Genomic DNA, 15,252 nt, shown 5'->3' with positions numbered 1-15,252 from the left:
TCATACCGAAGTATTTAAGAGAGGACGAGTGTTTATCCGTAAAGAAAAGACGTTCTTATTAGGAACGTCTCGGGGAAAATCGTTTCATTGAGTGATCAGCCACTGCTTCAGCCATTCAACTTGCTCTTCCATCACTTCATTGGATAGACGATCTAGATTATCGTATTCAGTATGCAAGTCATAAACTGCCAACCGCGAATCGCTCAGGACGGCCAGAGGTAAGTCAGCTTCTCCGTAGCTGTCCAGACTTGAACTGCCTAATATCGTCACATCAAGTGCGTCGAACGGTTCTGTCTCTAAAAAGGAGTGGCGTTTCATCCCGATCGTTCGAATGTAAAGTGGGTCGTCCCCCGTTCCCATGGCATCTAACTGCAGAATCGTCTTTACCGATGGTTGACGCTCTTTCAATCGAGCGAGATAGTCATCACTTGCCTCTTCTCCAAACCCACTACCATTTAAAAAAACGTAGCGGATTGTGGCATCGGTTTTCACACCGTCCATCTTTTCTAATAAATGATAAAGGACGGAAGACCCACTAACGCTTGAGAGGACATGATCCCCTTTCCACGAAGCGTCAAGGCGAGACATGATGACAATTTCTTCATCCCCTTCCCCTTGTTGAACATACTCTATGTACGGTATTTCTTCGCAGTACGGTTCGATGACAATCATTTCGCCATCACGAAAAGCTTTGGCCGCCTCTCCATCGACTCCGGTACCCCCAATCGGTAATGTATAGGAAACAATCACGAAGCCGCTCTCATCCGGTTCATTCGGATGCGGTGTAATGACGTAACCGGCTGCCCCTGCTTCAGCGAGTTTACCTAAGTAACGGTTGGCCGCTTCATCATTATCGATGACCCCGTAATAATCTGACGTATAGGCCGTATGCGACTTTTCGAGAGAAGTGTCTGTCATCGGTAACACAATCACTTTGCCTTCCACTTGTTCGATGGGGTCATCCCAGTTCATATGTAAAAGTTCACCTTTGATCTCCTGTTCGAGCGCCATGCTCGAATATCCTTCAAAATAATCGTCGCCTAGATAAATGTCCGTCCAATAAGTAGAGCGCTCCACGTAATGAACGACACGCTTCGCACTCACTTCTAGCTCTGTACCAAATGTGTCAAAAAACTCAAAACTATCGTAACTATCTGCATCCCGATCTTGTGACGCAAAATATTCAGCCGTTTCATATGGACTTGTTGATGAAAGCGGATTGAAATAAAGAAAAACGGTAAATAGTGCCGACAGTAAGCTGTACATAATTGTCATCTGCGTATCTCCATCAAAAAAACTCACCAATAAATGGTTGTATTATCCTATTATATTAAGTGATCTGACAATTGTATATTTCTTTTTCACAAAAAAACGGCCTCCCTCCGAACGAGGGAAACCGTTTGATTGGTGCAAGACTTATACGCCTTCGTAAGCAGCGTACATGATCTCTTTCAATTCTTCAACGAGCGGCATTTTCGGGTTAGCCGTCGTACATTGGTCTTCGAACGCGTCGACTGCCATCTTGTCGACTTTCGCGTCGAGGTCCGCTTTCTTGATGCCTTGGGCTTTGAACGAGAGTTTGATGTTCAAGCGCTGACCGAGCTCGATGATCGCTTGGATGAGCGACTCGACGCCTTCTTCCGTCGTGCTGGCTGGAAGTCCGAGGTAGCGCGCGATTTCAGCGTAACGCTCGTCGGCGATGAATGACTCATATTTCGGGAACGCCGCGAGTTTCGATGGGCGTGTCGCGTTATAGCGGATGACGTGCGGCATAAGGATCGCGTTCGTCCGTCCGTGTGGGACATGGAACTCGCCACCGATTTTGTGTGCGATCGAGTGGTTGATACCGAGGAACGCGTTCGCGAACGCCATACCAGCCATTGTTGATGCGTTGTGGACTTTCTGACGTGCTTCGGCGTCACTGCCGTTCTCATACGCTTTCGGAAGGTAATCGAAAATCATCTTCATCGAACGAAGCGCGAGTCCATCCGTATAGTCGTTTGCCATGACCGAAACGTACGCTTCGATGGCGTGTGTCAACACGTCCATTCCTGTATCCGCCGTGATTGAAGCTGGGACCGTCATGACGAACTCAGGGTCGACGATGGCGACGTCCGGTGTAATCGCATAGTCAGCGATCGGGTATTTGACGTTGCGTTTCTTATCCGTGATGACCGTGAACGGTGTCACTTCAGAACCCGTACCTGATGTTGTCGGGATGGCGACGAACATCGACTTGTTACCGAGCGTCGGGAATTTGTACGTCCGCTTGCGGATATCCATGAATTTTTGGCGAAGGTTCGAGAACTTCTCTTCTGGGCGTTCGTAGAAGAGCCACATGCCTTTCGCAGCATCCATTGGTGATCCACCGCCGAGGGCGATAATCATATCTGGTTGGAAGTGACGCATCGCTTCGGCACCGCGCATGACCGTCTCAACTGACGGGTCTGGCTCGACTTGGTCGAAGATGCGGTACTCGACGCCAGCCGGCAAGTTTTTGACGACTTTATCAGCAAATCCGAGTTTGACCATCATTTCATCCGTGACGATCATCGCCCGTTTTTTCGATGTGAGCGATTGAAGGTATTGGACCGAGTTTTTCTCAAAGTAAATCTTTTCAGGGACTTTAAACCATTGCATATTCACGCGACGTCTCGCCACCTTTTTCACGTTGAGTAGATGTTTCGCCGTCACGTTCTCAGAGACGGAGTTTTTACCGTACGACCCACAACCGAGTGTGAGTGATGGTGTCATTTCGTTATAGAGATCACCGATCCCGCCGTGTGCCGTTGGCGAGTTGACGATGATGCGGCAAGCTTTCATCCGGAGTCCGAATGCGAGGATGGCGGCGTCGTCAGTCGAGTGGATGGCTGCCGTATGTCCGAGACCACCGATTTCAAGCATCTTCTCAGCGATGGCGAATCCTTCTTCACGCGATTGGACTTTGTAGGCTCCGAGTACTGGGCTGAGTTTCTCATGTGAGAGCAGTTCTGTCGCACCTACCGTCTCGAGTTCGGCGATCAAGATTTTCGTATCGGCCGGGACTGTGAGTCCAGCTCGTTCGGCGATCCAGGCTGCAGGCTTCCCGACGATTTCCGGGTTGACCGCACAAGAGTCTGTTTTAATGACGAGTGTCTCGAGTTTTGCTTTCTCTTCTGGTGAGCAGAAGTAGCAACCGAGCGCCGTCATTTCGGCTTTCACTTCTTCGTACACTTCTTGGTCGACGATAATCGCTTGTTCAGATGCACAGATCATCCCGTTATCGAACGTTTTCGACAAGATGACGTCCGAGATGGCACGTTTTACTTTTGCTGTTTTGTCGATGTAGGCCGGAACGTTACCAGGACCGACGCCAAGGGCTGGTTTACCAGTCGAGTAGGCTGATTTGACCATCGCCGCTCCACCAGTTGCGAGGACCATGGCGACTCCTGGGTGGTTCATGAGCGCTTTCGTCGCGTCGAGTGACGGTTTTTCAACCCATTGAATCAAGTGTTCCGGAGCTCCCGCTTCGATGGCTGCGTCACGAAGGATGCGTGCCGCTTCACTTGAACACTGTTGTGCCGACGGGTGGAAACCGAAGATGATCGGGTTACGTGTTTTGATGGCGATGATTGCTTTGAACATCGTCGTTGATGTCGGGTTCGTGACCGGTGTGACCCCGGCGACGACTCCGACTGGTTCTGCGATGTACGTGATACCGTTTTGCTCATCGTCCTCGATGACGCCAACCGTCTTCTCGCCACGGAGTGAGTTATAAATATATTCTGTCGCAAAGATGTTTTTGATCATTTTATCTTCAAACACACCGCGACCTGTTTCTTCATATGCATGTTTCGCGAGGGCGACGTGTTGTTCGAGACCGGCTAACGCCATCGCTTGAACGATCGCATCGATTTTCTCTTGGTCGAACGTCATCAATGTCTCAAGCGCCGTGTGGGCTCTAGTGACGAGCGTATCGACCATCTGTTCTGCTGATGTTTCTACTACTGCTTTCTCTTTAACTGCCATGTTGGTTTCCTCCTCATGAATGAGAGCTTATACTGTTGACTTGATGGAGAGCACGGGGCAATCAGTTGGTTTGAGAAGAGTTTGTGCTTTCCTTCACATTCATAGAATACAATGTTTCTCGCATTTTGTGCGTGACAACAATGTGAACTCTTTCACAATATTTTTTAGGAGAATGAGGATAGGGCTTGCTTTTTCATATGACGCTCAGTAAAATCGAATGCGTTTTCATGAAAATAAAGCATATGCGATATGTAAACGCTTACATCCATTGTGTCCATGATGAGGCGAATGCGCTGTGCAAAATGTCACGGGATGAGGATTGGTCGTCCACCCTGCGCTCGGTCGTGTATAATGAAGAAAGAACCTAATTAGGAAGTGACATGATTATGCCGAGACAAGACGCAGCCGATCAGTTCGTGAAACTGATCCCATTAATTCGCCGGAAGTTATTACGTCGTTCCGACCTTCCGCAAATCCCAAACTTAAACTTTTCCCACTTTCATCTCCTCATGTTGATTGAAGATGAACGCGCGGTCACGAACGGACACATCAGTGAGACGTTATCGATTGCCCCGCCGAACGTGACGCCGCTCATCACGAAGCTCGTCGATGAGGGCTACATCACCCGCGTCCCGGACGAACGCGATCGCCGCGTCATCTGGAATCAACTGACCGAAAAGGGCGAACTCGTCCTCCGCGAGCGTCGCGATTCGTTCCGTCGCCTGTTCGAGGACCGTCTCGCGTTTCTGAACGAGGAAGAGACGGACCGCCTAATCGACAGTTTGAAGACGTTGACGGAGATCGTCGAGAAGATGGATAAAAGCGAGGGATGATTTTTGCTCGTCAACATCCACGTCTTCTTATATAATCGAGGATGAATCAATCGAACAATGGAAAGAGAGATGACATGTAATGGGTCGTAAATGGAACAACATTAAAGAGAAAAAGGCGTCAAAAGACGCCAATACGAGTCGCATCTATGCGAAGTTCGGCCGTGAAATCTACGTAGTCGCCCGTCAAGGGGAACCAGATCCAGAATCAAACCAAGCACTCAAGTTCGTCGTCGAACGAGCGAAGACGTACAACGTCCCGCGCGCAATCATCGACCGCGCCATCGACAAAGCGAAGGGCGGCGACGAAGAGAACTTCGATGAGCTCCGCTATGAAGGATTCGGACCGAACGGCTCGATGCTCATCGTCGACACGCTCACGAACAACGTCAACCGGACGGCGTCTGAAGTCCGCGCCGCTTTCGGTAAAAACGGCGGCAACATGGGTGTCAGCGGGTCGGTCGCTTACATGTTCGACGCGACGGCTGTCATCGGTGTCAACGGCATGTCTGCTGACGACGTACTCGAACTCATGATGGAGCACGACCTCGACGTCCGTGATGTCATCGAAGAAGATGAGACGGTGATCGTCTATGCGGAACCAGAAGCGTTCCATGCCGTCCAGACTGCCTTCAAAGCAGCAGGCATCGAGACGTTTGAAGTCGCCGAGTTGACGATGCTGCCACAAAACGAGATTGCCCTCGACGACGAGTCGAAAGAACAGTTCGAAAAACTACTCGACGTCCTCGAAGACCTCGAAGACGTGCGCCAGGTATACCATAACGTTGAAGGATGACGAACGAGCGATAACTTTTCGGAGTTATCGCTTTTTTTGAACAATCGATTTGACAACCCGAAACACGTATGTTAAATTTCAAAAGTCTTTATCATATTAAAGCGATAACAAGAGAAAGAGTTTTGAATGAAAGGTGTTGGAAATGATGAATGCTGTCTTATTAGCTGTTATCGTATTATTCGCTCTTGCGATCAGTCGAGTTCACATCGTCTTATCGCTCATCCTTGCCGCCGTCGTCGGTGGTCTGGTCGGAGGTCTCGGGTTTAATGAGACGTTGACCGCCTTCAGTGACGGGCTCGGCGGAGGTGCGACAATCGCCCTCAGTTACGCGTTGCTCGGCGCATTTGCCGTCGGTCTATCAAAAACAGGGCTCCCAGACGTCCTAGCTGAAAAGTTAATCAGCATGTCAGGCCGCGACGTCACAGGCAAAAGTGTGACCCGGGTCAAGGCATTGTTGCTATCGTTCCTCTTATTACTAGCAATCAGTTCGCAGAACGCGCTACCGATTCACATCGCGTTCATCCCAATCGTCATCCCGCCGCTCCTCGTGCTATTTAACGAGTTGAAGCTCGACCGCCGTCTCGTGGCGACGATTCTCACATTCGGTCTCGTCACCCCGTACATGTTACTCCCGGTCGGATTCGGTGGCATTTACTTGAATGAGATTTTGCTGCCGAACGTGGAAACGAACGGCATGACCGTCGGTGATGTCAACATCGTCAGCATCATGGCCATCCCGGCCCTCGGTATGCTCGTCGGTCTCATCACCGCCTTCTTCCACTATCGGAAGCCGCGTTCGTATGAGACGATTCAACTCGGACCAAGTGACTATGAGGTCCGGACGTTGAGCCCGCTCAAGATTTGGCTCACGGCCGCTGTCATCCTCGTCGTGCTCGTCGTACAGCTTCAAACCGAGTCGATGATCGCCTCGGCCGTCACAGGACTCATCTTGTTGACGTTACTTCGCCTCATCCCTTGGTCAGAGGCCGATGACATCTTCACGAGCGGCATGCGCATGATGGCCTTTATCGGCTTCGTCATGATTGCAGCAAGCGGTTTCGCCGCCGTCATCCGCGCGACAGGTGCCATCGAACCACTCGTCAGTGGTGCGAGCGGCATTATGGGTGACTCACAATTTGTCGCCGCACTCGTCATGCTCCTCGTCGGACTCGTCATCACGCTCGGCATCGGTTCGAGTTTCTCGACGGTTCCAATCATCGCGGCCATCTTCGTCCCGCTTTGCATCCAGTACGGTTTCTCGGTCGAGGCGACAATCGCCATCATCGGGACAGCCGGTGCGCTCGGTGACGCCGGTAGCCCAGCGAGTGACTCGACACTTGGCCCGACGAGTGGCTTGAACGCCGACGGTCAACACGACCACTTGCGTGAGACGGTGTGGCCGACGTTCCTTCACTACAATATCCCGCTCATCATCTTCGGTTTGATTGCCGCCATGGTATTGTAATCACTTCCGATTGCGTCGCGCGTAAATCGTGCCGAGCAAGACGAGCACGAGTAAGAACCAAATCCCGGTATACATGAGGATTTCGATAATCATTGCTAACTCCTCCTAAATATCCATGTAAAAAAGGAGCGACATCGCGTCGCTCCTTTTTATGATGAAGTTTTTAGCTGTTGTTGACAAGTGTTCAAGTATCCGTCGACGGTATCCGCGACTTCGCGGCCTTCCCGGATCGCCCAAACGATCAAACTTTGTCCCCGTCTCGCATCCCCTGCGACAAACACACCTTCGACGTTCGACGTATAGTCATGGTTCGCCTCGATGCCGACCTTCCGGAGTTCACGTTCCGGTCGTTCGAATCCGATGGCGACTAGCACGAGATCGGCTGGATACGTCTCGATCGAACCGTCGACGACGAAGAATGTCGCCTGTCCGTCCGGTTTGACGATTTTCTCCATCCGTTCCGTCTCAATCCCGACGACCTGATCCCCTTGTTTGATGACCCGGTTCGAACGAATTAAATACGTACGCGGGTCACGGTCGAAGTGTTCGATTGCTTCCGCATAGGCGTAATCGGTCGACAACGTGTCCGGCTGGAGCGGCCATGGCCGTTCCGGTGCCCGGAACATGCCTTTCTCCGGGTGCTTCCCAAACTGTGTCACCGACTTGGCGCCTTGACGGATCGCCGTCGCCACACAGTCCGCGCCCGTATCCCCGCCACCGATGACGATGACGTCTTTCCCGTTCGCGTCGTATCGGGCGTCGAGCGATTTCCCGCCGAGCGTACGCGTCGACTCGGTCAAATAATCCATCGCCGGCTCAACGCCTGTGGCATCATCCCCATCGATGCCGAGCGTACGTTGCTTTTGAGCGCCCGTCGCGAGAATGACGGCATCGTACGTGTGACGGAGTGACTCGATCGTCACATCGGTCCCGACGTTGACGCCCGTCTTGAAGCGGATCCCCTCCGCCTCGAGTAGACGTACACGACGCCGGACGACATCTTTCTCGAGCTTCATGTTCGGGATGCCATAGAACAACAGGCCGCCCGCCTCATCCGCTTTCTCATAAATCGTGACCGCATGACCGAGCTGATTCAACTGATCGGCCGCTGCGAGCCCGGCCGGCCCGCTACCGATGATGGCGACACGGCTTCCGGTCCGTTTCTGGACGTGACGAGGTTTGACCCAGCCTTCCTCGAACGCCCGGTCGATAATCGTCCGTTCGATCGATTTGATGGCGACCGGGTCCTCACTGATGCCGAGCGTACACGAGCCTTCACACGGCGCCGGACAGACACGACCCGTGAACTCTGGGAAGTTGTTCGTCTCCATCAATCGCTCGTAGGCCCGATACCAATCTTGATCCGAGACAAGCTTGTTCCACTCCGGAATCAAGTTGTGAATCGGACAACCGATCGTCTCTTGTCCGATCATGTCCCCGACGTGACAGAACGGGGTGCCGCAATCCATGCAGCGCTCGGCTTGTTTGACGATTGGTCCGTCTTCCATGCGGGAAGCGTATTCTTTATAATCATGAACCCGTTCGACGACAGAACGCTCCGGCAATGTCTGTCGTGGGATATCGATAAATTTATGTCTCATACTCCCCCTCCTTCAGTCACGACACGGAATAGTTCGAGGGCGCGGTCGGCGTCACTCAATTCCGGACGCGTCGCCTCGATGTGACGCATGACGTCAAGCACGTTCGCATAGTCACGCGGCACGATTTTGACGAAACGTTTGCGTTCTTGCTCGAACGCCTCGAGCACGGCTCTCGCTTTGACACTGTCCGTATGGAACTGGTGCATCTCGAGCAGTGCATAAATCTGTTCGGCATCCTCGTCGGTCAATTCACGGTCGACCGAGACGAGCTCTTGATTGACGAGCTGTTCGTACGCTTGGTCCCCGTACAGATAGGCGACCCCGCCCGACATCCCGGCCCCAAAGTTACGCCCGACATCCCCGAGTACGACGACCGTGCCGCCGGTCATATATTCACAGCCATGGTCACCGACCCCTTCGGTCACGGCGACGGCACCCGAGTTACGGACGGCAAACCGTTCTCCGACGTGACCGTTGAAGAACGCCATCCCGGACGTCGCCCCGTAGAGACAGACGTTCCCAGCGATGACTTGTTCACTCTCTTCGAACGGGGCATGTTTCTCGGCGATGACGGCAAGCTTTCCACCGCTCAAGCCTTTCCCGACATAGTCGTTGGCGTCGCCGATAACCGAGATGGTGATCCCGTTCGGCAAGAAGGCACCAAGGCTTTGTCCGGCCGAGCCGCTGAGTCGGAGTGAAATCGTGTCCTCGGCGAGTCCGACGTTGCCATGCACTTTCGTCACTTCATGACCGAGCATCGTTCCGACGGCGCGGTCCGTATTGCGGACACGTCCGACGAAGAACGTCGGTTGGAGCGATTTGATAGAACGCGAGACGGCTGGAATCAATTTGCGGTGATCATACGACTGATAGGCCGGATGGGCCAACTCCTCTTTCTCCGGCAAAGCCGTCGGAATCGACAACATCGGCGTCAAATCGAGTGTTTTCGCTTTCGGATGAGCTTGTTTCCAGGCACTCTCCTCCAATAAATCGGTCCGACCGATGACGTCACGAAGCGAGGTCGCTCCGAGCGAGGCTAAAATCTCCCTTACTTCCTCGGCGAGAAACGTCATCAAGTTGACGACATGTTCGGGTTTCCCCATGAACTTCGCACGCAACGCCGGATCTTGGGTCGCGACACCGACAGGACACGTATCGAGGTGACACGCCCGCATCATGATGCAACCGAGCACGACGAGCGGTGCCGTCGCGAATGCGTATTCCTCGGCACCGAAAATGGCGGCGAGGACTATATCGCGTCCGGTCATGAGTTTGCCGTCAGTCTCGAGCGTGACGCGGCCCCGAAGCCCGTTCAACGCGAGCGTCTGGTGCGTCTCGAGCAGACCGAGCTCCCACGGGAGTCCCGTATGCTTGATTGACGTCCGCGGCGACGCCCCGGTTCCACCGTCATAACCGCTGATGACGATCGTATCGGCGTTTGCCTTGGCGACACCGGCTGCAATTGTCCCGACGCCTGACTTCGAGACGAGTTTGACGCTGATTTTCGCGTTCGGATTGACATGCTTCAAGTCGAAGATGAGTTGCGCTAAATCTTCAATCGAATAGATGTCGTGGTGTGGTGGCGGCGAGATGAGACCGACACCTGGGACGGAGCCGCGCACTTCGGCGACCCATGGATATACTTTGTTCCCGGGCAATTGTCCGCCCTCACCCGGTTTCGCCCCTTGCGCCATCTTGATTTGAATCTCATCGGCGTGATACAAGTATTCGGCCGTCACGCCGAAACGTCCACTCGCGACTTGCTTGATGCGACTGACGCGTTCACTGCCGTCCTCGTCAGGGGTGAACCGCTTCCGGTCTTCCCCGCCTTCCCCTGAGTTACTCTTGCCGCCGATTCGGTTCATGGCGATGGCGAGTGTTTCATGGGCCTCTTTTGACAAAGATCCGAACGACATCGCTCCCGTCTTGAAGCGACTGACGATTGATGCGACCGACTCGACCTCGTCGAGCGGAATTGCATCCTGTTGTTTAAATGCGAACAATTGGCGCAAGAATTGACCTGATGACTCATGGAGCTTGACGTAGGCGTCATAATACCGGCGCTCGTTCTCGCGGCAGGCTCGTTGTAAGAGGTGAATCGTCTTCGGATTGAAGGCGTGCTCTTCCCCATCGGCGCGCCACTGGAAGTCGGTCCCGGCCTCGAGTGGTCTCTCGCGCTTATAGGCGGATTCGTGCTGCCGGCGCGACTCGTCTTCAAGTTCGGTGAAACCGACACCGGACAACTGTGACGTCGTCCCACGGAAATGGCGTTCAATCAAGGCGCGGTCGATGCCGACCGCCTCGAAGATTTGGGCACCGCGGTAACTTTGTACGGTCGAGATGCCCATCTTCGACATGATTTTCACGATGCCGTCGACTGAGGCCGTCTGATAGCGGCGGACCGCCTCATCGAACGAGTACGAAAGTTGACCGGCTTCGACCGCCTCGGCGATTGTCGCATAGGCGAGATACGGATAGACGGCGTCGGCGCCGTAACCGATTAAGGCGGCCGCTTGATGGACCTCGCGAACTTCACCGCTCTCAGAGACGAGACTGCAGGATGCCCGTAGATCGACGCGAATCAAGTGCTGGTGGACGGCGCTCAATACGAGGAGCGCTGGCATCGCGAGCATATCTTCATTCATGTTTCGGTCCGACAAGACGATGACGTCGGCACCGTCGCGGATGAGCGCCTCGACTCGCCCGAACAACGCCTCTAACGAAGCCTCCAAATCGTGTGTATATGACGTATCGACCCGTTCGACGCGCAACGTCTCGTTCACTTTTTCGAGTGCGACCGCATCGAGGAACGGGTGCTTGAGCCAGACGCGACGGGCATGACCACGGCCGGTATGGACCGGGTTCGCTTGTGGCCCGAGCCATGTGAATGTCGCCGTGACGATTTTCTCACGCAATGCATCGATCGGCGGGTTCGTGACTTGGGCGAAGTGCTGTTTGAAGTAATGGAACAAAGAGCGTGGCCGCTCAGACAACACCGCGACCGGTTGGTCATGTCCCATCGACCCGATTGGATCCTTTTTCTCGAGGATGAGCGGGACGAGATATTGTTCAATGTCCTCTTTCGTGTATCCGAACGCACGTTGCTTCCGATGCAGGTCGGCGACGAACGGCTCGTCGACCGGTCCATCGCTGAGCTCGGTCATCTGCTTCAACCATTTACCGTAAGGCTCGGCCCGTGCGATCGTCTGTTTGATTTCCGCGTCCGGGATGAGTCGTTTCGACTCCAAGTCGATTAATAACAGCTGCCCAGGACGGAGTCGTTGCTTCGACTTCACGTTCTCGGCTTGTACCGGGATGACGCCGCTCTCTGACGACAAAATGAGCTCACCATCCAGTGTCTCGATATAGCGCATCGGTCGTAGTCCGTTTCGATCCAAGATGGCCCCGATTTGACGGCCGTCCGTGAAGACGACACCGGTCGGCCCATCCCAAGGCTCCATGATCGACGAATGATATTGATAGAAGTCTTTTTTGAACGGGTCTATTTTTACTTCCGCGAACGGCTCAGGGATGAGCATCATCGCCGTATGGGCGATGGAACGTCCGGTGCGTGTGAAGAACTCGAAGGCGTTGTCGAGCATCGACGAGTCGCTTCCCGTCTCTTGAAGGACCGGGAACAGCTGATTGACATCCTCGAACAAATCGGTCGAGGTCACGCCTTCACGAGCCCGCATCGCATCGATGTTTCCGCGGAGCGTATTGATTTCCCCGTTATGGACGATCATGCGGTTCGGATGAGCCCGCTCCCATGACGGGAACGTGTTCGTCGAGAAGCGGGAATGGACGATGCCGAACGTGCTCTTGAAGGACGGCGCCTGTAAATCGAGATAAAAGCGCTCGATTTGTTCCGGCGTGAGCATCCCTTTGTAGACGATCGTCTTCGTCGACAAGCTCGGCATGTACAGGTTCAACGCTTCGGTCTTTTCAATCGTCCGCCGGAGCTGATAGAGTGTCCGCTCGTTTGAGTCATAGTCCGCGAACGGGCACGAGACGAACCATTGGTAGATGGTCGGCTGTGTCACGCGGGCATGCTCACCGATCGCATTTGGATTGACCGGGACTTCGCGCCAGGCGATGGTCGCGAAATCAAATTCGTCGGCAATCGCTTCCATCTGACGTTGCTTATCCTGCAGTCTCGACTCATCCGGTTGAAAAAAGACCATTCCGACGGCATAGCGACCTGGTGTCGGCAAATTCATCGTCTCAAGGAACAGTTCGTGCGGCAGCTCGGTCATGATTCCCGCGCCGTCACCGGCATCGATGACGCCTTGCCCGCCTCGGTGTTCTAGCTTACAGAGCATCGACAGCGATTTACTGACGATGTCATGTTTTTTCTCTCCATTTAGGTTGACATATAGCCCAATGCCACATGCGTCTTTTTCGAATCGTGAATCGTACAAGCCTGTTCGCTTCATCGAATCAACCCCTCTCTCTCGAACTTGTTTCGTAAATTTTATTTTGTTCTAAATATTCTGATAAATCAAGTGGGTTGTATACTATTCTGCATAACACAGATCGTCTAAGTCATAATTGAAAGCGGATTCATTAGCTTTATCAAGCTATTTATGAAAATCACTTATAATCTATAAAGAATAATTATCCATCAAATATATTAGTATATAGGTTCGAAAGAACTTAAATATTCGCACAAAAAAGCGATAGCCTCATAGACTATCACTTCTCTTTACATTCGCTTATTCGACCGTCTTGCGGGAATGGTGTAAAAATGCCCGGGGCTTCTTCCAAATGATTAAGCCGACATAACCGAGCGTGAGCAAAATCAAGGCACTGACGAGGACGACGTAAAGCGTCGCTTCCTCGATTCGTGCAAAGATGGCGATGTACGCCCAGACGAAGACGAGCGGATAGATGAAGTCACGATGCCACCACATGAAGACGAGCGCCAGGACGACCCCGACCATGAGCATGAGCGATGTCCAAGCAAGTTCGTCGAGCCCGAGCACGGTCGTGACCCGCTCCCGATTCATGACGACGAATACGTTGACGATTGTTGCGACGGAAACCCAACCGATATAAATCGAGAATGGGAACCGATCGAGCCAACTTGTCGACGTCCGGAAGGCGATGTAATAGAGCCAGGCGAGCGTCGCCAAGAAAGCGACCATGACGACGAGCGAGGCGATGAACCACTCGTTCGTGAACGTGAGCAACCAAAGGCCGTTCAAGATGCACGAGACAAGAAAGCCCGCTTTCATCCGATTCGCCTGCCGGTTCGCGACCGACCCTTTCTTCAATTGCAAGACGAGCCAGACGGCGAGCGCGATATAAATCACACCCCAAATTGAGAACGCATAGCCAGCCGGTTTGAAATAAATGTCGATGCGGTCCGACACAGCAGCGTTTTCACCGCTCGCGAAGTAGTTGATGACGACCGTCGCCAAAAATGCCAGCCAGTTGATTAAAGGCCATTTTGATAAGTCCATAAGTACGATCCTCCGAAGAAGACCTGACACCTCCTTTTTTAGCATAGTTTTCTATACCCATGTGCCAACGCTCATACACTTCTCGACTTGTTCCTAAATAAATCGTTAGACACATAACAAAACGACCCCGGCCTTAACCGGAGTCGTTTCGAAGAAGCGGCAGTGTCACCACATTCGAGATTGCCCACCTGAGTTCATGGACAAAAGCATCAATTGTTTAGAAATCAATCTCGTTCGGGTCTGGACCGAGACGGTCATGTGTTGCCACGGCATCGATTTTTGCCAAATCGTCTGCATCGAGCGCGAAGTCGAACACATCGAAGTTCTCTTGAATCCGGTGCGGTGTGACCGATTTCGGAAGCGCGACGTTCCCCGTGTCTAAATGCCAGCGAAGCACGACTTGAGCCGGCGTCTTCCCATGTTTCTCAGCAATCTCGGCAAAGGCCGGGATATCGAGAAACTTCCCTTGCATGAGCGGGCTCCATGCCTCGACTTGGATGCCCTCGTCTTGGCAATATTCGACGAGATCAGGTTGCGGGAGTTGCGGATGGAGCTCGATTTGGTTGATGAGCGGCGTCATGAGACCTTCCTGTTTCAACGTCTCGAGATGATGCTCTTTGAAGTTCGACACGCCGATCGCCTTGATTTTACCAGCCTCATAGAGGTCAATCAAATCTTTCCATGCCTCGACGAACCCGTCGACTGGCCAGTGGAGCAGACAAAGATCTAAATAGTCAGTCTCGAGTCGAGCAAGTGATTCGTCAAACGCCTCTTTCGTCCGGCGCTGGCGAATGTCTTCGTTCCAAATCTTCGACGTCAAAAAGATATCTTCACGAGCGACGCCTGATGTTTGAATCCCTTTGGCGACACCCTCTTCATTCTTATAGACGGCTGCCGTATCGATATGGCGATATCCAACTTTGAGTGCCTCGGCGACGGCCTGTGGCGCCTCCGTCTCGTTGTCGACTTGCCATACCCCAAAGCCGATCATTGGAATTTTGACACCATTGCGTAGCGTTGCGAGTTGCATACAATCATTCCCCTTTCCAATCTGTTCGAGCTGATTGTATCATACCCGTCATTCTAT

The 15,252-nt window shown here is 52.9% G+C and carries 9 protein-coding genes; 3 read left to right on the top strand and 6 right to left on the bottom strand.

Annotated features, from left to right (window positions below; translation table 11 throughout):
* Positions 1-84 precede the first annotated feature (84 nt).
* A complete protein-coding gene (locus KNP68_RS12060; protein WP_214755908.1) occupies positions 85-1,275 on the bottom strand; it encodes a zinc-binding metallopeptidase family protein in 1,191 nt (396 codons plus the stop codon).
* A 141-nt stretch (positions 1,276-1,416) separates the two neighbouring features.
* Positions 1,417-4,008, bottom strand: a complete 2,592-nt coding sequence (adhE, locus tag KNP68_RS12055) for a bifunctional acetaldehyde-CoA/alcohol dehydrogenase (protein ID WP_214799720.1) — start codon at positions 4,006-4,008, stop codon at positions 1,417-1,419.
* Between the two features lie 386 nt (positions 4,009-4,394).
* On the opposite strand from adhE, the gene KNP68_RS12050 reads away from it, so the two are divergent.
* From KNP68_RS12050 to KNP68_RS12040, 3 genes are all read left to right on the top strand, one after another.
* A complete protein-coding gene (locus tag KNP68_RS12050; RefSeq protein WP_214799718.1) occupies positions 4,395-4,841 on the top strand; it encodes a MarR family winged helix-turn-helix transcriptional regulator in 447 nt (148 codons plus the stop codon).
* 79 nt (positions 4,842-4,920) lie between these two features.
* On the top strand, positions 4,921-5,634 hold the full coding sequence (locus tag KNP68_RS12045) for a YebC/PmpR family DNA-binding transcriptional regulator (RefSeq protein ID WP_021067327.1): 714 nt from the start codon (positions 4,921-4,923) through the stop codon (positions 5,632-5,634).
* Between the two features lie 145 nt (positions 5,635-5,779).
* Entirely contained in the window at positions 5,780-7,099 is a 1,320-nt protein-coding gene (locus KNP68_RS12040) for a Na+/H+ antiporter family protein (RefSeq protein ID WP_021067326.1), read from the top strand.
* Positions 7,100-7,248: 149 nt separating this feature from the next.
* On the opposite strand, the gene KNP68_RS12035 is transcribed toward KNP68_RS12040, so the two are convergent.
* The 4 genes from KNP68_RS12035 to KNP68_RS12020 all read right to left on the bottom strand — a co-directional run bounded on the left by KNP68_RS12035 (position 7,249) and on the right by KNP68_RS12020 (position 15,195).
* The gene (locus KNP68_RS12035) at positions 7,249-8,700 is read right to left on the bottom strand and encodes a glutamate synthase subunit beta (protein WP_214799716.1); all 1,452 of its coding nucleotides are present in this window, start codon (positions 8,698-8,700) and stop codon (positions 7,249-7,251) included.
* On the bottom strand, positions 8,697-13,136 hold the full coding sequence (gene gltB, locus KNP68_RS12030; RefSeq protein ID WP_214799714.1) for a glutamate synthase large subunit: 4,440 nt from the start codon (positions 13,134-13,136) through the stop codon (positions 8,697-8,699). Before gltB ends, KNP68_RS12035 begins: the two co-directional genes overlap by 4 nt.
* A gap of 279 nt (positions 13,137-13,415) precedes the next feature.
* Entirely contained in the window at positions 13,416-14,165 is a 750-nt protein-coding gene (locus KNP68_RS12025) for a TspO/MBR family protein (RefSeq protein WP_058763540.1), read from the bottom strand.
* A 217-nt stretch (positions 14,166-14,382) separates the two neighbouring features.
* Entirely contained in the window at positions 14,383-15,195 is an 813-nt protein-coding gene (locus KNP68_RS12020; RefSeq protein WP_214799712.1) for an aldo/keto reductase, read from the bottom strand.
* Between the last annotated feature and the right edge of the window lie 57 nt (positions 15,196-15,252).

Source organism: Exiguobacterium sp. s50 (assembly GCF_018618175.1).
In the GTDB taxonomy this organism is placed as follows: Bacteria; Bacillota; Bacilli; order Exiguobacteriales; family Exiguobacteriaceae; genus Exiguobacterium; species Exiguobacterium chiriqhucha.
Note: the sequence above shows the minus strand (reverse complement) of the source record. Positions and strands in the feature narration are given on the sequence as shown.

Excerpts from the sequence above, each read along its gene's own strand:
- KNP68_RS12050 (WP_214799718.1), top strand. The coding sequence starts at position 4,395 with ATGCCGAGACAAGACGCAGCCGATCAGTTCGTGAAACTGATCCCATTA.
- adhE (WP_214799720.1), bottom strand. The coding sequence starts at position 4,008 with ATGGCAGTTAAAGAGAAAGCAGTAGTAGAAACATCAGCAGAACAGATG.
- KNP68_RS12045 (WP_021067327.1), top strand. The coding sequence starts at position 4,921 with ATGGGTCGTAAATGGAACAACATTAAAGAGAAAAAGGCGTCAAAAGAC.
- gltB (WP_214799714.1), bottom strand. The coding sequence starts at position 13,136 with ATGAAGCGAACAGGCTTGTACGATTCACGATTCGAAAAAGACGCATGT.
- KNP68_RS12025 (WP_058763540.1), bottom strand. The coding sequence starts at position 14,165 with ATGGACTTATCAAAATGGCCTTTAATCAACTGGCTGGCATTTTTGGCG.
- KNP68_RS12060 (WP_214755908.1), bottom strand. The coding sequence starts at position 1,275 with ATGACAATTATGTACAGCTTACTGTCGGCACTATTTACCGTTTTTCTT.
- KNP68_RS12035 (WP_214799716.1), bottom strand. The coding sequence starts at position 8,700 with ATGAGACATAAATTTATCGATATCCCACGACAGACATTGCCGGAGCGT.
- KNP68_RS12040 (WP_021067326.1), top strand. The coding sequence starts at position 5,780 with ATGAATGCTGTCTTATTAGCTGTTATCGTATTATTCGCTCTTGCGATC.
- KNP68_RS12020 (WP_214799712.1), bottom strand. The coding sequence starts at position 15,195 with ATGCAACTCGCAACGCTACGCAATGGTGTCAAAATTCCAATGATCGGC.